We start from the raw sequence: 16903 nt of genomic DNA, 5'->3' as shown, positions 1-16903 counted from the left end.
CCACCATCGCCGTTGCCCGCCCGGTGTCAGGGCCCGCCGCGGCCGGGCCGTCGTCGCCCTCAGCCGCCGAGCAGCAGGCGCACGGCGCAAGTACTCGAGTTCGACAGTTCGGGTCAGTGCCCAGTACACGGATCAGCCTGTCGCTGGTGCGAGCGAGCACGGTGAGCAGGGTGCCCGCGACATGCCGACACCGAGCAGGTCCGCCAGGGCCTCGCGGGCGCGCTCATCGGGCAGGTGCTGGTAGCCGACCAGAAAGGCGCCGATGGCGCGGACCCGCGGCCCGTACTGCGCCGGCGCGCCCACCTCGTCGGGCACGGCTGCCATCGTGACCGTCCCGCACTCGCAACGGCGGTGTGCCGGCCTGGAGTCGGTGATGCGGCTGGCCCAAGCGTGTGGGCTGCATGACATCGGGTCGCTCGACCGGGCGCACCTGCCGGGATTGTTGGCGATCGACCCGAATTAGCCCAACGCCGGCTGTCACGTTACAAAACTGTGACATCTGTCGATCCCCCGTACTCCGGTCCGGGCTTCCCACCTGCTCAAGCCGGTCGATTCGGTAGTTAGCGACGGGTGTGACCAGCGGATCGACGGTCCACAGTAGACGTCGGCGGCGACTCGTAGGCGCCCACCGTACCTGCAGCTTTTGCTGAGATCAATCAAAGTTAGACATGAATAGTTCTTTCTTTCATCCGTGATGACGTCTAGCTTCGATCACACAGACGAAACGCGGTCGTAACCGACCAACCGGCGGTGGGTCGTCCACCCGCTGCGGTGGGGCATGTCGGCGATGCCCCTCAGGTACTGCTGCTTCGAAATCCCCTACCGACAAGCCGTGGGCGGCCGTGCGCTGCCCGGAAGTGGATCAACGATGCACCACCAGGACACCCCATCCTCAGCGGCACCCGCGGTTTCGCGGCGTGCACTGCTGTCCAGGTCCGCCGCTGCGGCCGCGGTCATCACCGCCGCCGGCCTCCCCGTGCTCGCCACCGGTACGCCCGCACTCGCCCACGACGACGGCCCGGGCAGTGGCGGCGGTCGTGGTGCGGGCCGGCTCAAGGTCGAGCCGCTCATCCCCGGCCGTAACCGCGGCATCATCCTGTTCAGCGTCCGCGACCGCATCGGCGCCGCACCGGACGACAGCGGCGTGCCGTACGGGTTCGAACGGGTCCTCGCCCGGCTGGCCGAGATCGGCTACAAGGAGATCGAGTTCGCCGGGTACAACCAGCACACGAGTATCCTCGGCCGGCAGATCACCCCGGCCGAGATTCGCAAGATTCTCGACGACAACGGCCTCGTCGCCAACGGCACGCACACCACGATCAACGCGGCCGCCTTCGACGAGCAGCTCGACATCGCCGAGACACTGGGCATGAAGAACATCGGCACCGGCTTGGACCCGACGAACAGCGTGTACACCTCGGATTGGGACGCCGCCGCCGACCTGTGGAACGAGCTGGGCCGCAGGGCGGCCAGGCGCGGGATCCGGCTCTACACCCACAACCACGACGCCGCGTACAGCTTCCTGCTCGACAGCGGGCCAGTGGATGGCAGCGGCAAGCCGACGCGCTCGTCGGGCAAGCGGCGGCTTGAGTACTTCTTCGACAAGACCGACCCGCGGTACGTCTTCTTCGAGATGGACATCTACTGGGCGCACGTGGCGCGGTTCAAGTACCAGAAGTACACCGACCGGCGGGGCCGCGAGCAGACCGACCTCTTCGACCCGATCCTCACCGTGGCCGAGCGCACCAAGCGGTTCCCGCTCTTCCACGCCAAGGATGGCAACAAGAACCCCGCGCTGGCCAACGGCTACGAGATGACCCCGCTCGGCGAGGGGGACATCAACTTCCAGCAATTCTTCCAGACCATCGGCGATCAGGACTTCCACCACGCCAACTGGGAGCAGGACACGGCACCCGGCGGTGCGGCGCTGTCCGGGCAGTCCATGGACTTCGCCGGCCTCAGCTACACCAACATGTCCGAGCTCACCATCTACAAGCAGCGATAAGCCCTACCGCCAGTACGAAAGCGCGGCGGCCCGTGTCGGCGGCGGGCCGCCCCATAGGCACCGGAGAGCCCTCACATGACCCAGTCGTCACGATCACGCTGGTACGCCGTCCTCACCACCGCCCTGCTCGTCCTCGCCGGCGCGCCAGCCGCCCCCGCGGCCGCCGCGCCGGCCTCCGAGCCGACGGAAACCCAGACCGCACAGGAGAACGGACCGGCCGCGCTGCGCTCGGACCAGCGCCGCCCTGGCAGCTACAACGTCCTCGTGTTCACCAAAACCGCCGGTGCCCGCCGTCCGTCCATCGAGGACGGTGCCCGGACCATCGATCAGCTCGGCCGAGGCAACGGCTTCAAGGTCACCGTGACCCAGGACGCCCGCGTGTTCGCCGCCGCGAGCCTGGCGAAGTTCCGCGCCGTGGTCTTCCTCAACACCACCGGCGACGTCCTCGACGACACCCAGCAGGCGGCGTTCGAGACCTACATGCGCGCCGGCGGCGGCTTCGTCGGCGTCCACGCCGCGGCCGAGACTGAACCGAACTGGCCGTTCTACCAAACACTGGTCGGCACCAGCGTCGCCGGCGCCGTCACCGCCACCGGCGTGGTCGACGTCGCCGATCGCGCGCACCCCTCGACCGAGACGCTGCCGCGCAAAGTCTCGCTGACCGACCAGTTCTACACGTACACCACCAACGTCCGCGGCGTCGCCCACGTCCTGGCGACCCTCGACCAGCCCGACCACAGCGACCGCCCGGTCGCCTGGTGTCGTGACTACCAAGGCGGCCGGTCGTGGTACACCGGACTCGGCAGCACCAGCGGCTCCTACCGCGACCGCAACGTCCAGCGCCACCTGCTCGGCGGGATCGCCTGGGCGGCCGGCGTGGTCGAGGGCGACTGCGGCGCCACCGTCCTGGGCAACTACGAGAAGGTCACCCTCAACGACGAGCCGGGCGAGCCGATGTCCCTCGCGGTGCTGCCCGACGGTCGGGTGCTGCACAACACGCGCAGCGGGGAGATCCGGCTGTACGACCCGGCGACCGGCGCCAGCCCGGTGATCACCACGCTGCCGGTGTACCAGCACGACGAGGACGGGCTGCAGACGATGGCGCTCGACCACGACTTCGCCACGAACCATTGGGTGTACCTGTACTACGCGCCACCGCTGAACACACCCGTCGACAACCCGGCCACCCCCGGCGTCAACGAGGGCGACGCGCCGGCCACGAGCCCCGACGCAGGCGCGTGGGACGCGTTCAAGGGGTACAACCAGCTCTCCCGGGTGAAGTTCGTCGAGACCCCGACGCCGCACCTGGACATGGCCACCGAGCAGCAGATCCTCCGCGTCGGCACCGACCGCGGTATCTGCTGCCACGTCGCCGGCGAGATCAAGTTCGACGGCAAGGGGCTGCTGTACCTGATCACCGGCGACGACACCAACGCCGGCGGCTCCGACAACTTCACCCCGATCAACGAGTCGCCTACCCAAGGCCCCGGCTACGACGCGCAGCGCTCCGCCGCCAACACCAACGACCTGCGCGGCAAGCTGCTGCGCATCAGGATGAAGGCCGACGGTACGTACACCATCCCGGACGGCAACCTCTTCCCCGAGTGGGCGGACCGCGACAACAAGACCCGGCCAGAGATCTTCCTCATGGGACTGCGCAACCCGTTCCGGTTCGACGTCGACGCGGGCGGCATGGTCTACGTCGGCGACTACTCGCCCGACTCCCGCGTCGCCAACCCCGCGCGCGGCCCCGAGGGCACCGGCCGCTGGTTCGCCACCGACAAGCCCGGCAACTACGGCTGGCCGTACTGCGCCGCGCCCGACCTGCCGTACATCGACTTCGATTTCGTCACTCGCACCTCCGGGGCGCCGTTCAACTGCGCTGCGCCGGTCAACAACTCACCGCGCAACACCGGCCGGACCCAGCTGCCGCCGGTTGCCCAGCCCGACTTCTGGTACACGTACGAGGGCCGCACCCCGTGCCCCGGCGAGTACCTGGTCACGCCGCCGACCACCTGCGACTTCAAGTGGCCGGTCATCGGCACCGGCGGCGTCGGCCCGCACGGCGGCCCGATCTACAAGTACGACAAGCGCCTCAACTCGCCGACGAAGTTCCCGGAGTACTACGACAACGCCGTCGCCCTCGGTGAGTTCACCCGCGACAAGATCTTCATGATGCGCACCGACGGCCGCGGCAACCTCGTCGGCGTCGAGCAGTTCCTGCCCGGGTTCGTCTTCGACAACCCGATGGACATGGAGTTCGGTCCGGACGGCAACCTGTACCTGCTGGAGTACGGCGACGGCTTCTTCCGCGCCAACCCCGACGCGCAGCTGTCCGTCATCCGCTACGTGAAGGGGACCCGTTCGCCGGTCGCCGTGCTCAACGCGACGCCGACGTCCGGGCAGGCGCCGCTCACCGTCCAGTTCGACAGCACCGGCTCCAGCGACCCCGACCCGGGCGAGTCCATCTCGTTCGCCTGGGACTTCACCGGCGACGGTACCGTCGACTCGGCCGACCCGAGCCCGTCGTTCACGTACACCGCCAACGGCGTCTACACCGCCAAGCTCACGGTGACCGACTCCAGTGGCAAGACCTCCCTGCTCACCCGGCAGATCACCGTGGGCAACACCGCGCCGACCGTGACCGTCACGTCCCCGGTCTCCGGCTCCTTCTTCAACTGGGGCGACGCGGTGCCGTTCACCGTCACCGTCACCGACCCCGAGGACGGCCCGGTCGACTGCAGCCGGGTGACGGTGAGCTTCGTGCTCGGCCACGACACCCACGGCCACGGCCAGGGCTCGACGACCGGCTGCGCCGGCGTGCTCCCGACGCCGGCGGACGGCGCCGACCACGCCGGCGGCTACCTGTACGGCGGCATCAGCGCCAGCTACACCGACCTCGGCGCGGGCGGGCAACCGGCGCTGACCACGGTCGGCCAGGCTGTCATCCAGGTGCCGCGCCAGCAGGCCGAGTTCGCCCAGGTCAAGACCGGCGTGGAGACGGCACCGACCGGTGACACCGGCGGCGGCCTGCACGTGACCGGCATCGACCCGGGCGACGCCATTGCCTTCGACCCGATCAGCCTCGGCGCCGTCAGCACGATCACGATCCGGTACTCCGGCGGGTCGGTCACCACGGCCGGTACCCCGCGGGCGGGCGTCGAGCTGCGGCTCGACTCCCCGACCGGCCCCGTCGTGGCGACGGCGACGCTCAACGCCACCGCGGGCAACAACGCCTGGGCCAGCACTGCGGTCCCGGTCAGCCAGCCGGCCGGGACGCACAGGCTCTACCTCGTGTTCACCGCCGTCCCGGGCGGACCGGCAACCGGTCTGGTGAACATCAACTGGGTCGAGTTCACGCCCTGACCCGGTGACCGGCGCGCCGTACCGCTCTGTGCCGGGAGCGGTACGGCGCGAACCGTCAGCCTCGTGGACGAGCCTGTCGGCCAGCACGCCAGCTTCCCAAAGGCGCGTCACCGTGCGTGTCCCGGCAGTACTCCGGGACGCTGCGCAGGACCGGTAACTGCCAGATCGCGGTGAGCGTCCAGTTGGCCACCGACACCGCGTCGGTCGCGTCTGTTCTGCCCGGTGTCGTGGGACGACACCACGATCAGCGATCCGGTCAAGGCTGCTACCGTCCGTCAGCGACGGGACCGGGCCGGGATCGGCAACGACGTGCGGCACTGGGAGAAGTGGGCCTGGCCCTCGACATGCTCGACGAGATGATCGGGCAGTGGAGGCAGCCGAATCTGCCGGTGTTTGCCGATTCCGCCGACGGCGCCTGAACCCTGTTCCGGCTCGGCCTCGCCGAGCGCGGCCTGCGGGCGCGGGCCACTTCGAGACAGGTGGTGCTGCTGTCGATGACGACCGCCTCTCCGTCGGCGATCATGTCGGCCGCGGCTGCGGCGATGCGCTGCTTGGCCTGCCGGCCGTCATGTGCGTTCGGAAGGCAACGTTGCGAACGTAGAATGTGTGCGTTACGTTCGAAATCATGTTGATTTCGATCCGGGCCGCCCGGCTGGCCACCTTCACCTACTTCGGGCTCAACGGCTTCGTGCTGGGCATGTGGATCGTCCACATCCCAGCCGTCGAACATCGGACCGGCATCAGCCACGCCGTGCTCGGCTGGCTGCTGCTGCTCCTTGGGGCCGGCGCCTTCACCGGGATGCAGCTCGTCGGACCCCTCGCCGACCGATTCGGCGCCCGCCGAGTCGTGCCGCTGAGCGCGGCGCTGTGCAGCGCGGCACTCGTCCTGCCCGCCCTCGCCGTGAACGCCTGGACTCTCGGCGCGGCACTGTTGGTCTTCGGTATCGGCAACGGCAGCCTCGACGTCAGCATGAACACCCACGCCGTGCAGGTCGAGGCCGGGTACGAGCGTCCGATCATGTCCGCATTCCACGCCGTGTTCTCCATCGGCGGGGTGTTGGCCGCCCTGGTCGGCGCCCGGACGCTCAGCTGGGGATGGAGCGCGACGACCACCCTGATCACGGTCAGCTTCGTCACCCTGGCCGTCTCCGCGGCTGCCGCGACCGCATTGCTGCCACCTTCTGGACCTTCCGGCTCCCGTGAAAACCCGACGGTCAAAGCCCCCACATGGCGGACCACGCCGCTGCGCATCTGGGCGCTCGCCGCGCTCGCCCTGATGCTGATGCTCAGTGAAGGCGTCGCCAACGACTGGAGCGTGCTGGCCATGCGCGACGTGCTCGACGCACCCGCCGCTACCGCCGCACTCGCCTACGGCGCTTTCGCCACCGCCATGACGGGTGGCCGTTTCCTCACCGATCGAGTCGCCGCACGCTTCGGCTCCGTCGCCATCGTCCGCTACGGATCGGCGCTCGCCGCCGTCGCGCTGACGCTGACCGCGCTGTCGCCGTCGGTACCGCTGGCCATCGCCGGATGGGCGCTGTTCGGCATCGGGCTGTCCGGCACCATCCCGCAGCTCTTCAGCGCGGCCGGACACGCGGACAGCAACGCCGCCGGAGTCAACGTCTCCCGCGTCGCAGGCCTCGGCTACCTCGGGATGCTCGCCGGGCCTGCCATCATCGGGCCCCTCACCCACCTGATGCCGCTCAACCACACGTTCTTCCTGCCCGTCGCCTTCTGCATGTTCGCAGCCCTCACCGCGCACATTCTGCGAGCCGACCGGCAAGCGCTGCAGGCAACCGAACCGGTGGTCAGCAACCGCACCGCCTGAGCCACGCCAGGATGCTCGTCCACGCCATCGATGGGAGACCGCATGAACGCCGCCATCACCGTCAAGCCGCGCACTCCACGACGTGCACGCATTTCGTCCCAGCCGGCGGCAGTTCGAGACCGCCGGGCCGGCCTCGGCGCGAGATGAGCGGGCAGCGTACAAGTCTGGGCACGCTGCTCCGCCACGTCCACTTGAGAGGCTCGCTGTCGCGGGCGGCGCTGGCCGAATTGATGGGTGTCAACCGCAGCACGATCCTGACGCTGGCGGCCAAACTCGCCGCGGCCGGTCTGGTGCGGCAGGAGCGTCCGGCCGGCGCCACGGGTGTCGGCCGCCCATCGCTCGTCATACACCCAGACTCCGAGCGGGTGTACGTACTCGCCTTCGATGTGACGGCGGACCGGCTGGTCGCCGCGAGGGTCGCCCTCGGTGGAATGATCATGGATCGCAGGTCGGCGGCCCGACCGGCCGGAGCCAATGTTGACAACACGGTTGACGTGCTCGCCGAATTTGGCCGGGAGCTGTATTCGGCCGCCCCGGCGAAGTCGGTCTGCGTCGGCGTGGGCGTCTCCTGCAGCGGCACAGTCAGCCCGGGTGACGGACGAGTCTCGTACACGCCGCAGGTGAGCCGGGCGGACCAGGCGTTCGGCACCGAGTTGCAGCGGGCACTCGACATCGGACAGCCGGTAGCTGTCGGCAACGATGCTCACCTCGGTGCCATGGCCGAGTACAAGCGCGGCGCTGGCGTCGGCTCGCCGAACCTGATCTACCTGCACGGCGATGCCGGCGTGCGCGGCGGCGTTCTGCTCGATGGCAAGCTGCTTGGCGGTGATGGCGGATTCGGCTGCGAGATCGGACACATGCTGGTCAACCCCTACGGCGGCCGAGCCTGTCGATGCGGGGCCTGCGGCTGCCTGGAGGCGGAGACCGGTCCGTCTGCGCTACTGGCCGCCGCTGGCCGCTCCGGCGACCGACCCGGCCGGGACTCCGTTCGCGCGGTTGTCCGGGCTGCGGGCGCAGGCGACGTGACGGCGGCCTCAGCATTGTCCGAGATGGGCGGCTGGCTCGGCATCGGCGTGGCCAACCTGATCAACCTGATCAACCCCGGCGTGGTGATCTTCGGTGGAATACTGCGTGACGTGTACGCCGCGGCGGCACCACAGGTGGCCGCCCGGATCACGCAACACACAATGCCGGTGTCCCGGCAACGCCCGCGACTGCTCCTGTCCAGCCTCGCCGACGACGCCACCTTGATCGGCGCGGCCGAACTGGGCTTTGCCCCGCTGCTCGCCGACCCACTGGCGCAGGCAAAGCACAAGGCATGAGACGTTCGCACCAGCATTCGCAGAGGAATACTCGAAACCTGTGGATGAGCGTCGGGAAGCGTACGCTCCCGAACGAGTCCGAGTGCCCGCGCGCCAACGCGGGCCGGGAAGGCAACGAGGACCTGGTACGCGGCGTTGATCTCCCGAGTTCGCTGGTGCAGCTCAGGCCTCGACTTGACGTCACGCGTTTCCGGGTTTCCTCAGGCCGCGGGATCGCTCGGCATGGGGGAGAGCCTCAGCGGCGTCTTTCCTGGACGACGTGACGGTAGTCGGACACCTGGACACAGCTGTACGGTGTCGACGACCTGTTCGTGGAGCTGTCGGCGGCGCGGACGCCGGCGGTGGACGCCCGGCTGCGCGGGTACGCGCGGAAGCTCGCCGCCGGACCGGACCTGGTGCGCACGCTGCACGCGTACTACCGCCACGACATGAACCGGGTCGCCGCCGCGGCGGCGCTGAATGTCCACCCGGGCTCGACCATGGGCGTCCGCGCCCTCAGCGCCGCAGTGGCGCGCACTCTCGCCGACGGCGGCGGGTGATCGCCGCCGGTTTTGCGCGGTGTCGCAAATCCGCGGCGGAGGTCTTCGACAAATCACGAAGACCGGCAACCGGCCGTTCGGCACACTTGGCAGGCATCTGGGGAAATCAAGCAGCGTGGATATGTTGAAACGGACTCGTCGGCGCTTCGGCTGCCCACGATGATCGTGACAACGTACCGGTGCACGGCCGCCGACGGCGATGTCGCCACCGAGACCGCCGCAGCGCATTCGAGCTGGCCGGCGGCCAACAAGGATCCTCGGCATCACACCGCAGCACACCTAGGAGGAGTATCAACGTGACCAGACGACTACGGCGAGCCTTGCTCGCGGCCGTGCTGGGGATCGCCGTCGGCGTGGCCGGCACGGCGGTGCCGGCCGGCGCCGCACCCCGTCCGGCCGACGCCGCGCGGCTCCAGGCGGTCGGCGGTTTCGACTGGGCCAGCCTGGCCGTCAGCGTGGCGCTGACCGTCCTCGGCGGCGGCTCCAGCGGAGACATCGACGCGGCGGTCCAGCGGATCATCGCCGCCGTCGAGCAGTCCAGGACCGACATCCTCAACCACATCGACGCCATCGCGGCGGCCGACGTGCAGGCCTGCGCCCGGCAGCACACGATCGAGTTCGCCGACATCAACAACATGAGCCGCACCGTCGAACAGCTGTGGGCCCAGGACGCTACCAGGTGCGCGACGCTGGCGACGGCGTACCTGAACGCGGTGCAGAGCCAAGCCGCGGCCGACACCATCGGCCTGCTCATCGGCGAGATCTACGCGATCGCGATGGCGGCCCGCGCCAAGGGCGGCTTCGGCGTCAACCTGCTGCTGCAGGACGAGATCAGCAGCTACCACACGGTGATCACGAAGCTGGAGCCCAGCTGCGTGGAGCACAAGATCAGCGAGTACGACAGCCGCGGCCGGGTCGTCACCACGGAGATCCAGTACACCTGCACCGCCTACAACGGCGACATCGGCTACGACAGCGAGGACTACTACCGCGGCAAGCGGACCTCCCCGCCACTGGACCGCGAAGCGGTCAAGGACACCGCCACCCGCAACACCAGCCGGGCCGTGGCCAAGGCCGCCCTGCCCGGTCTGGAGGCGGTACTCCCGTAGCCACCACGCCCGGCCACCGCGTCGGCCGAGGGACAACCACGTCCCTCGGCCGGCTTCGCCGCGTTCGGTGCGCTCATGTCCACGAGTGAGGAACTGGGTCGGCCAAGCGCCGTTCTACGTCGATGCAGCCACATTGCCCTTGAGCGACGGCGGAACCGCCGTCGTCGCCCCGGCCGGCCGGGCCGAGGGGATGGAACGGGAGGCCACCGTGGCGGCGTACTTGTGGATCCTGGCTCCCGCAGTGGATCGAGACCGACCATGGCGCGCCGATCTCGCACCTGGCTGCCGAGGCGGACGGTGCCCGCCACGGCCGGCGCGGGAACCGTGCGGAGCTGGGACCCCGTCACCCCGACAGCCGGTGGGCAGTCGACGGCCTGGCCGGCTTGTGGACCGCTGCCGGACAAAGCCGCATCGCGGCGGCCGTCGACCAGACGATCTGGTTCTTGAGTGTCCGATGTGGAGCGATGGTGTGCTGATGCTCAACGGGAGATCGCGGCGCCGCTGATTCCGCGCAGTTCGTCGGCGGCCGGCGCCGCCTGGGCCGACGTGAGTCGGTTCCGGTCCGGAACCGTTCGGCGAGCAGCCGCGCCACGGCGCGTGCCGGGTGGAGCACGAGCAGATCGTGGCCGATCTCGGCGACGATGACGGTTTCGCCCGGTGCGATGGCGTACAGGTGCCGGGCGGCGACAGGGGCGGGAGGGCACTGGCCGTGTGCCGGCCGGCGTGGCCGGAGGTGACCGTGACGGCCCGCTCGAAGGCATACGGTGAGCACTGTGGTGAGGGCGGTCCCGCCCAGGCGGGGGCCGCGTGGTACCGGATCGATACCACGCGGCCGGAGGAACTGCTCAGACGCCCAACGGGCGGAGCTGAGGCAGGCCGGACAAGGCCGCGGGGCGGCTGGTGTTGCGGGTGGCGGCGTTCTCGGCCTGGGCACGGACGGGTTCGGCCGGGGCGTATACCCACGTGGACTGGCCCCAGTCGCCGTTGTAGGCGGTACACTCCCACCACTTCTCGCGCGGGGAGCCCGGTTCCTTGTTGCCCTTCTTCACGCAGTTCGTCGGGGTGAGCTTGGCGACGACCGCCTCGTAGCTACGGATCTGGTCCTGGATGACCAGGTTGATGCCGTTGGGGAGGCCGGCGCGGCCACGGGCGGCGATCACGATGGCGAACAGCGCGGGCAGGACGTGGCCGATGTTGTCGACCGCCTGCGGGGTCTGGACAGCGTTGACGTACGCGGTCGCCAGCGTCGCGCAGCCAGTCGCGTTCTGCGCCCAGAGCTGCCGCACCGTGTTCGACATGTTCTCGATGTCGGAGAACTCGATGGCGTGCTGGCGGGCGCAAGCCTGCACCTCGGCGCTGGCGATCAGGTCGGTGTGGGCGATGATGTCGTTCTTCGCGGCCTCGACGGCGGCGACGATCTGCTGGACGGCCGCCTTCAGCGAGGCGTCCTCGGAGCCGCCGCCGGCCAGCAGGTGCCCGGCGACCGCGACCACGAGACTGGTCCAGTCGAACGCCACCGCCTGCACCGCATTGATGCGCGGCGCCGCATTGGCCGGTGCGGCGGCGGGACCACCGTGACCGCGACGGCCAGGCCGGCGGCTATCAGGCAGTTGTACAGTCGTTTCCTCACGTTGCTCTCCTACTGTGCCTGTCCGGCGAGGATGTGTTTGGCCGCTGCCCAGCTGGAGTTCCTGGCGGCTTCGAGCTTGAGGTTCTCCAGGTTGACCGGCCCGCTGTGCCAGGTGTCACCGACCTTGAAGTCGTAGGCCTCGGCCGTCTCACCGTTGGCCGCTTGGCACTCGTGGCGGATCAAGATCTGGCCCGGGATGGGATCGGGGTTGCTGAAGCTCTTGCACGTCGGTTCCAGGTCCGCCACGATCTTCTGGTTGAGCTGGCGGTACGCGGCTTCGATGTCGCTGAGCCCGCCGGTCCATCCGGCGTCGGTGCGCGCGGCGAGCGTGATCGGGTAGAGCATCTGCGCGGCGAGACCGATCTGGTCCTTGGCCTTCTTCCCGACCACCCGATACTTGCTGCTCGCGTTCTGCGCGTAGCGGCCGACCTCCATGGCGAAGGACTCCAGGATGATCTCGTTGTCCCGGAAGTTGTGGTAGTCGAGCATGTCGATCCGGACCGAAATGGCCTGCCCCAGCACCTCGGCCGCCTCGATGCCGTCGGCGTGCTCGATGACCTCGTTCTCCAGATCGGTGAGCGCGCCGGTCACGATCCGGACGAACTCGACGATCTGTTCCGGCGTCGCGTTGCCCGACTTGTAGATGTTCCAGGCGATCAGGGCCGCGTCCACGATCGGGCTGCTGATGCCGTCGGCGTCGGCCCGGGCCGGTTGTGCCGTCCCGGTCAGCAGCATCGCGAGCGCGACGGCAGACGCCGCGATGCCACGTATGAGTCTGCTCCACATGGCGGGGAGTCTTTCGGCACCGGACGGTGCGCGTCTTCGTGAGCGGTGCGCAAGTACGCGGTGACGTTTGTCAATCCGCGTAGTGGTCCACGGCCAGTGTCCGCGCTACCGTCGCACTCAGCAGCCGGACGCCGACGGTTGAGCCGGGATCGATGCCGGTGACCCTGTGCACGCGGCGCAGCCGGTAGTCCAGCGTGCGCGGGTGGATGTGCAACGCGGCGGCGGTGCTCGTGCGGTTCATGTCGTTGACGTAATAGGCCCGCAGCGTCGCCACCAGGTCCGGGCCGGTGGCCAGCGCCTTCGCGAAGGTGCGCAACCACCCGTCGACCGCCGGCGTGCGCGCCACCGCCATCTCGACGAACAGGTCCGCGATCTCCGGCAGCCGCTCCGGACGATCCTGCGGCGGTGCCACCCGGCTCGCCTCGCGGGCCCACGCCAGCGTCTCGGCCAGCCCGCCGACCACGCCCTCCGCCGAGCCTACGCCGCAGGGATGCCCGATCAGCGCTGTCACATGGCGTACCCGCTGAAGGATCTGCGCTTTCGCGTCATTGCCGGGCGTGAGGACAGCGACCTCGTCGGCGGCGAGCCAGGTGGCCGGAATCCGGTCCACGGTGAGCGCGGCGATCACCTCGGCCTGTGTCCGCGGAGTTACCGGCTGCGCCGTCTTCAAGACCGAGATGTGGTACCGCCCGGCAAGGCGCAGGTCGGCGACAAACGGCTCCGCCGGCTCGTCGGCGAGCAGGGCACGGGCCAGGATCTCCAGCCGCGTCGACAACACCCGTGCGGCGCCCACGCCACGGGTGTAGCCGCGCAGGTAGGCGCTGCGGGCCCGGACGCCCTGGGCGCCGAGCCAGCCGATCATCCGCAGCAGGTCGGTGACATCCTCGGGGCGGGCCAGGTCGTGCACCTCGCGCACCATCATCGCGGTGTGCAGGCCGAGTACCTGCTGCTGCGAGGGCACCGACAGGCCCACCTCGGCCCGCTGGCGGCCCACCGTGGCGATGCCGGCCAGGTCCTTCTCGTTCAGTGGCAGGTCTGCCACGGCAAGATCGAGCGACCGGCGCCGGATGAACACCGCGAAGTCGTACATCCCGATGCGATCGTCAACGCCGGGCGGCATCGCCTGGTACTCGCCGACCTCGTTGGTGTACGTCTCGACCGCGTGCCGCGCGTTGACCTCGATCCGCTCGCGCAGGGCGTTGAACAGGGCACTCATCGATGCGGTTCCTCTCCGTCGCAGATGCTTCGGAGCAGTGACGGTTATGGATTGGTCGCTACGTTGTCGACCCTAGCAGACCGCGGGCACCGACCCCGCCCTCCAGCGAAGCAGCACGATCTGAGCCGACGTCGAGGAGGGGATCGGCCGGGTCGGGAAGGACCCGGTGCCCTGTCGTCCTTGCGGGGCCGGCCTTTGCGGCGTTTGCCGGGCCGCGCACCGCCCGCCGTAGCGACGTCACAGCCGCCGACGGAGGCCCCGCCCGACGCCCGCAGCGTCGACCAGCTCGCGGTGCACCGCGGCGACGTTGCCTCGCCAGAAACGCGAGCCGCTCCTGCGGTTGCGCGTCGAGCGTCAATCGCGGCCGAACGACATGGTCGGTCCGGCCCGCCGTCATCGGACTTCGTCCGCACCGTGAGCGCCGAGCTGGAGACCGGCCCGCGCCCGTGAGCGTCAGTTCAGGGTTGCGGTCATCGCGCCCACCCGCAGGCCGGCTGCGTTCCGCTCGACCGCGATGACCACGACCGGGCCCGGCACCGCCCGGCGCCACGTCAGCCGGTCCGCCCCCGCGGTCCCGGGCACCAGGCTCGGCCGCAGCTCCTGGCCGGCCCCGTCGATCACCACGAACGAGCTCAGCCTCGGCTCGCCGTCCGGAAGCTCGACCAGCACCCCGTCGCCGTCGCCGGCCGCGGTCACCCGTAGCGGTGGTGGCTCGGGGTCGATCCGCTCGTCGCCCGGGTGGCCGAGCGTCACCTGGACCAGCAACGGCCAGACCATCCGGGGCGGCCCGGTCGCGTAGCGTACGACCACCGCCTCGCTCGGCTTGTCGTAGCGTACCCGGTCGTCCACGCTCAGCCAGCCGCCCGCCGCGGGACTCCCGCCGGCCTCTGGCAGCGCCTGGCCGAGCCGGTCGAAGACGGGTTGAAAGCCGGCCACATCCGCGTATCGGGCCCGCGCCCCGTCGGTCAGCATCGCCCAGGCGCCGGACCCATCGGCCCGGCGGACCAGGTCCTCGAACCGGACGGCCGCGTCGTGGGCCGGGCGGCGGACGTCGGGCTGGATGCTGCACCCGCACGCCGGCTTGGTCCGCCCGGTCGCGATGACCACGACGGTCACCGCCGAGACGACGGCCGCCACCATGACACCCACCACGATCATCCGGCGCAACGGCATACCGGCTTGGACGTGGACCGGGGCCGCCCGGTTCCCGCGCCGGCCGGCGACGGGTGTACGGAATTCGGCGGCGCCGGGATCAACCGGACGACCGTGAGATATTCGTCAGCGACGATTGATTCGGTCGCTCGTAGGCTGCGGTCATGCGTTCGACGAAAACCGCCGCGATCCTGGTCGCCGCCACGGCGGTCCTGACCGCCATCGGCACCGGGTCGGCCTCCGCCGCCACCGACGCGATCGCGGGCGGGCGTTTCCGGCTGCCGGCCGGCGCGCCGACGCCTGGGGCCGAGTTCCGCATCGGATCCGCCTACCGCGTCACCAGCGGCACGCAGACCTACTCCTGCACGGCCAATCCCGACGGCAGCGGCACCTGGGCGACGAAGTCCACCCCCGAGGCGCAGCTGCGGCGGTACGGCCGGCCGCCGACCACCATGCATCACTACGCCGGGCCGCGCTGGGAGTCCGGCGTCGATCACTCCATCGTCGTCGGGGCGGTCGATCAGACGGTACCGAAGGACGGGACCATCGCGTGGCTGCTGCTGCACGTGGCGGCGCACGAGAACACCGCGCCGGGCGAGTTGGACCGGGTGGCGTTCATCAGCCGGGTCAACACCACCGGCGGCGTCGGCCCGACCGGCGCCTGCACGCCGGGCACCGACGCGCCACGGACGGTGCCCTACACCGCCGACTACGTCTTCTGGGTGCCGTGCAAGCTGTGACTCACATGCGGGCCCTGAGCACGTCGACCTCGCAGCCCGGCGCGAACGGGTCGAAGCCGTGCTCGATCAGCCAGCGGATCACGCACAGACTGCGCAGTGACCACCACGCCTCGATTCGTTCAAGATCGATGGCGTCGGTACCGTAACCCGCGACGACGTCCGCCAGCCGCTCCTCGTGCCCGAGCGTCAGGGTCGCGAGGTCGAAGTGCGCGTCGCCCTCGCTCGCCTCCGACCAGTCGATCACGCCGGTGACCGTGTCCCCGTCGACGAAGACGTGCGTGATCTGGAGGTCGCCGTGGATGAACACCGGCTTCCACGGCCGCAGCGCCGCCGCGGCGACCTCCCGGTTCCGCTCGACCAGCTCGGTGGGGAGCACCTTGTTCGCGACGAGCCACGCGCACTCCCGCTCGAGCTCGGCGGCGAGCACCTCGACGGTGCGCCCCGGCCACGGCGGCAGCGGCGCCTCGTGCAGCGCCCGCACGGCCGCCCCCGCCGCGGCCCAGGCCCCCGCCGACGCGGACGACGGCTCGCCGAGGCGGCCGAGTGCCGTGCCGGCGACTGCCGCGATCGCGAGCACCGGCGGCCGGCGCCACAGGACCCGCGGGGTGGGGATCGGCGCCAGTTCCATCGCCGCCACCTCGACCTCGGTCCGCACGGGGTCCCCGTCCACCTTCAGGAACACGTCGCCGACCCGCAGCGTCGCCCGCTCGGAGTGCGCGACGACGACCGCGACCTCCTCCACGCCCGCCCTCGTCTCAGTCAAGGCAGAACTCGTTCCCCTCCACGTCCTGCATGTTCAGGCACGACTCGTTGAACTCGTCGGCGACCAGCAGCCGCCCCCGCACCGCCCCCAGCGCAACGAGCCGGCGCGCACTCGGCCTCGAGCGCCGCCAGCCGCTCCGCCCCCTTCAGCCCGGTCCCGACCCGCACGTCGAGATGCACGCGGTTCTTCACGACCTTGCCCTCGGGCACCCGCTGGAAGTACAGCCGCGGCCCTACCCCGTTGGGGTCCACACACGCGAACCCGTGATACTGCCGCTCGGGCGGCAACGTGTGCTCATACTCGTCCCAGTTCGCAAACCCTTCAGGCGGCTGCGGTACCACGTACCCGAGCACCGCGCACCAGAAGCGCGCGACCCGCTGGGGATCCGCACAGTCGAACGTGACCTGAACCTGCCGGGCGGTCGCCATCCGATCACCATAGATGCGC

The 16903-nt window shown here is 70.0% G+C and carries 14 protein-coding genes and 2 pseudogenes; 8 read left to right on the top strand and 8 right to left on the bottom strand.

Annotated elements, in window-relative coordinates; translation table 11 throughout:
• Positions 1–132: 132 nt before the first annotated feature.
• Positions 133–315 carry a hypothetical protein gene (locus tag ACQPY0_RS41645; RefSeq protein WP_432973922.1) on the bottom strand — a complete coding sequence of 61 codons (183 nt, stop codon included), beginning with the start codon at positions 313–315 and terminating at the stop codon, positions 133–135.
• Positions 316–868: 553 nt separating this feature from the next.
• On the opposite strand from ACQPY0_RS41645, the gene ACQPY0_RS41640 reads away from it, so the two are divergent.
• From ACQPY0_RS41640 to ACQPY0_RS41630, 3 genes are all read left to right on the top strand, one after another.
• A complete protein-coding gene (locus tag ACQPY0_RS41640) occupies positions 869–2005 on the top strand; it encodes a sugar phosphate isomerase/epimerase family protein (protein WP_432973920.1) in 1137 nt (378 codons plus the stop codon).
• A 75-nt stretch (positions 2006–2080) separates the two neighbouring features.
• Positions 2081–5371, top strand: a complete 3291-nt coding sequence (locus ACQPY0_RS41635; RefSeq protein ID WP_432973918.1) for a ThuA domain-containing protein — start codon at positions 2081–2083, stop codon at positions 5369–5371.
• 116 nt (positions 5372–5487) lie between these two features.
• Positions 5488–5790: a transposase gene (locus tag ACQPY0_RS41630; protein ID WP_432973916.1), complete on the top strand. Its 303-nt coding sequence runs from the start codon at positions 5488–5490 to the stop codon at positions 5788–5790.
• Positions 5791–5828: 38 nt separating this feature from the next.
• Here ACQPY0_RS41630 and ACQPY0_RS41625 read toward each other — a convergent pair.
• Positions 5829–5939, bottom strand: a pseudogene (locus ACQPY0_RS41625) (decarboxylase); the annotation flags it as partial.
• Positions 5940–5996: 57 nt separating this feature from the next.
• Between ACQPY0_RS41625 and ACQPY0_RS41620 the strand changes: the two are divergent.
• The 4 genes from ACQPY0_RS41620 to ACQPY0_RS41605 all read left to right on the top strand — a co-directional run bounded on the left by ACQPY0_RS41620 (position 5997) and on the right by ACQPY0_RS41605 (position 10169).
• Positions 5997–7199, top strand: coding sequence for an MFS transporter (locus ACQPY0_RS41620; RefSeq protein WP_432973914.1), 1203 nt, complete (start codon positions 5997–5999; stop codon positions 7197–7199).
• 143 nt (positions 7200–7342) lie between these two features.
• Entirely contained in the window at positions 7343–8521 is a 1179-nt protein-coding gene (locus ACQPY0_RS41615; RefSeq protein ID WP_432973912.1) for an ROK family protein, read from the top strand.
• A gap of 311 nt (positions 8522–8832) precedes the next feature.
• Complete coding sequence (locus ACQPY0_RS41610) at positions 8833–9060, top strand: helix-turn-helix domain-containing protein (protein ID WP_432973910.1); 228 nt, start codon at positions 8833–8835, stop codon at positions 9058–9060.
• A 296-nt stretch (positions 9061–9356) separates the two neighbouring features.
• A complete protein-coding gene (locus tag ACQPY0_RS41605) occupies positions 9357–10169 on the top strand; it encodes a hypothetical protein (protein ID WP_432973908.1) in 813 nt (270 codons plus the stop codon).
• A gap of 845 nt (positions 10170–11014) precedes the next feature.
• Here ACQPY0_RS41605 and ACQPY0_RS41600 read toward each other — a convergent pair.
• The 4 genes from ACQPY0_RS41600 to ACQPY0_RS41585 all read right to left on the bottom strand — a co-directional run bounded on the left by ACQPY0_RS41600 (position 11015) and on the right by ACQPY0_RS41585 (position 14959).
• A complete protein-coding gene (locus ACQPY0_RS41600) occupies positions 11015–11686 on the bottom strand; it encodes a hypothetical protein (protein WP_432973906.1) in 672 nt (223 codons plus the stop codon).
• 122 nt (positions 11687–11808) lie between these two features.
• On the bottom strand, positions 11809–12585 hold the full coding sequence (locus ACQPY0_RS41595; protein ID WP_432973904.1) for a hypothetical protein: 777 nt from the start codon (positions 12583–12585) through the stop codon (positions 11809–11811).
• A 70-nt stretch (positions 12586–12655) separates the two neighbouring features.
• The gene (locus ACQPY0_RS41590) at positions 12656–13801 is read right to left on the bottom strand and encodes a PucR family transcriptional regulator (RefSeq protein ID WP_432973902.1); all 1146 of its coding nucleotides are present in this window, start codon (positions 13799–13801) and stop codon (positions 12656–12658) included.
• A 453-nt stretch (positions 13802–14254) separates the two neighbouring features.
• Entirely contained in the window at positions 14255–14959 is a 705-nt protein-coding gene (locus ACQPY0_RS41585) for a hypothetical protein (protein ID WP_432973900.1), read from the bottom strand.
• 158 nt (positions 14960–15117) lie between these two features.
• Between ACQPY0_RS41585 and ACQPY0_RS41580 the strand changes: the two genes are divergently transcribed.
• Positions 15118–15693: a DUF3455 domain-containing protein gene (locus tag ACQPY0_RS41580; protein ID WP_432973898.1), complete on the top strand. Its 576-nt coding sequence runs from the start codon at positions 15118–15120 to the stop codon at positions 15691–15693.
• A 1-nt stretch (position 15694) separates the two neighbouring features.
• Here the strand turns inward: ACQPY0_RS41580 and ACQPY0_RS41575 are convergent, their stop codons facing one another.
• Together ACQPY0_RS41575 and ACQPY0_RS41570 are read right to left on the bottom strand one after the other, a co-directional pair.
• Entirely contained in the window at positions 15695–16456 is a 762-nt protein-coding gene (locus ACQPY0_RS41575) for a phosphotransferase family protein (protein WP_432973896.1), read from the bottom strand.
• Positions 16449–16884 (bottom strand): annotated as a pseudogene (locus tag ACQPY0_RS41570) (VOC family protein). Before ACQPY0_RS41570 ends, ACQPY0_RS41575 begins: the two are co-directional and overlap by 8 nt.
• Positions 16885–16903: the final 19 nt, after the last annotated feature.

The sequence above is a fragment of the Dactylosporangium sp. CA-233914 genome (assembly GCF_050942935.1).
Classification (GTDB): Bacteria; Actinomycetota; Actinomycetes; order Mycobacteriales; family Micromonosporaceae; genus Dactylosporangium.
Note: the sequence above shows the minus strand (reverse complement) of the source record. Positions and strands in the feature narration are given on the sequence as shown.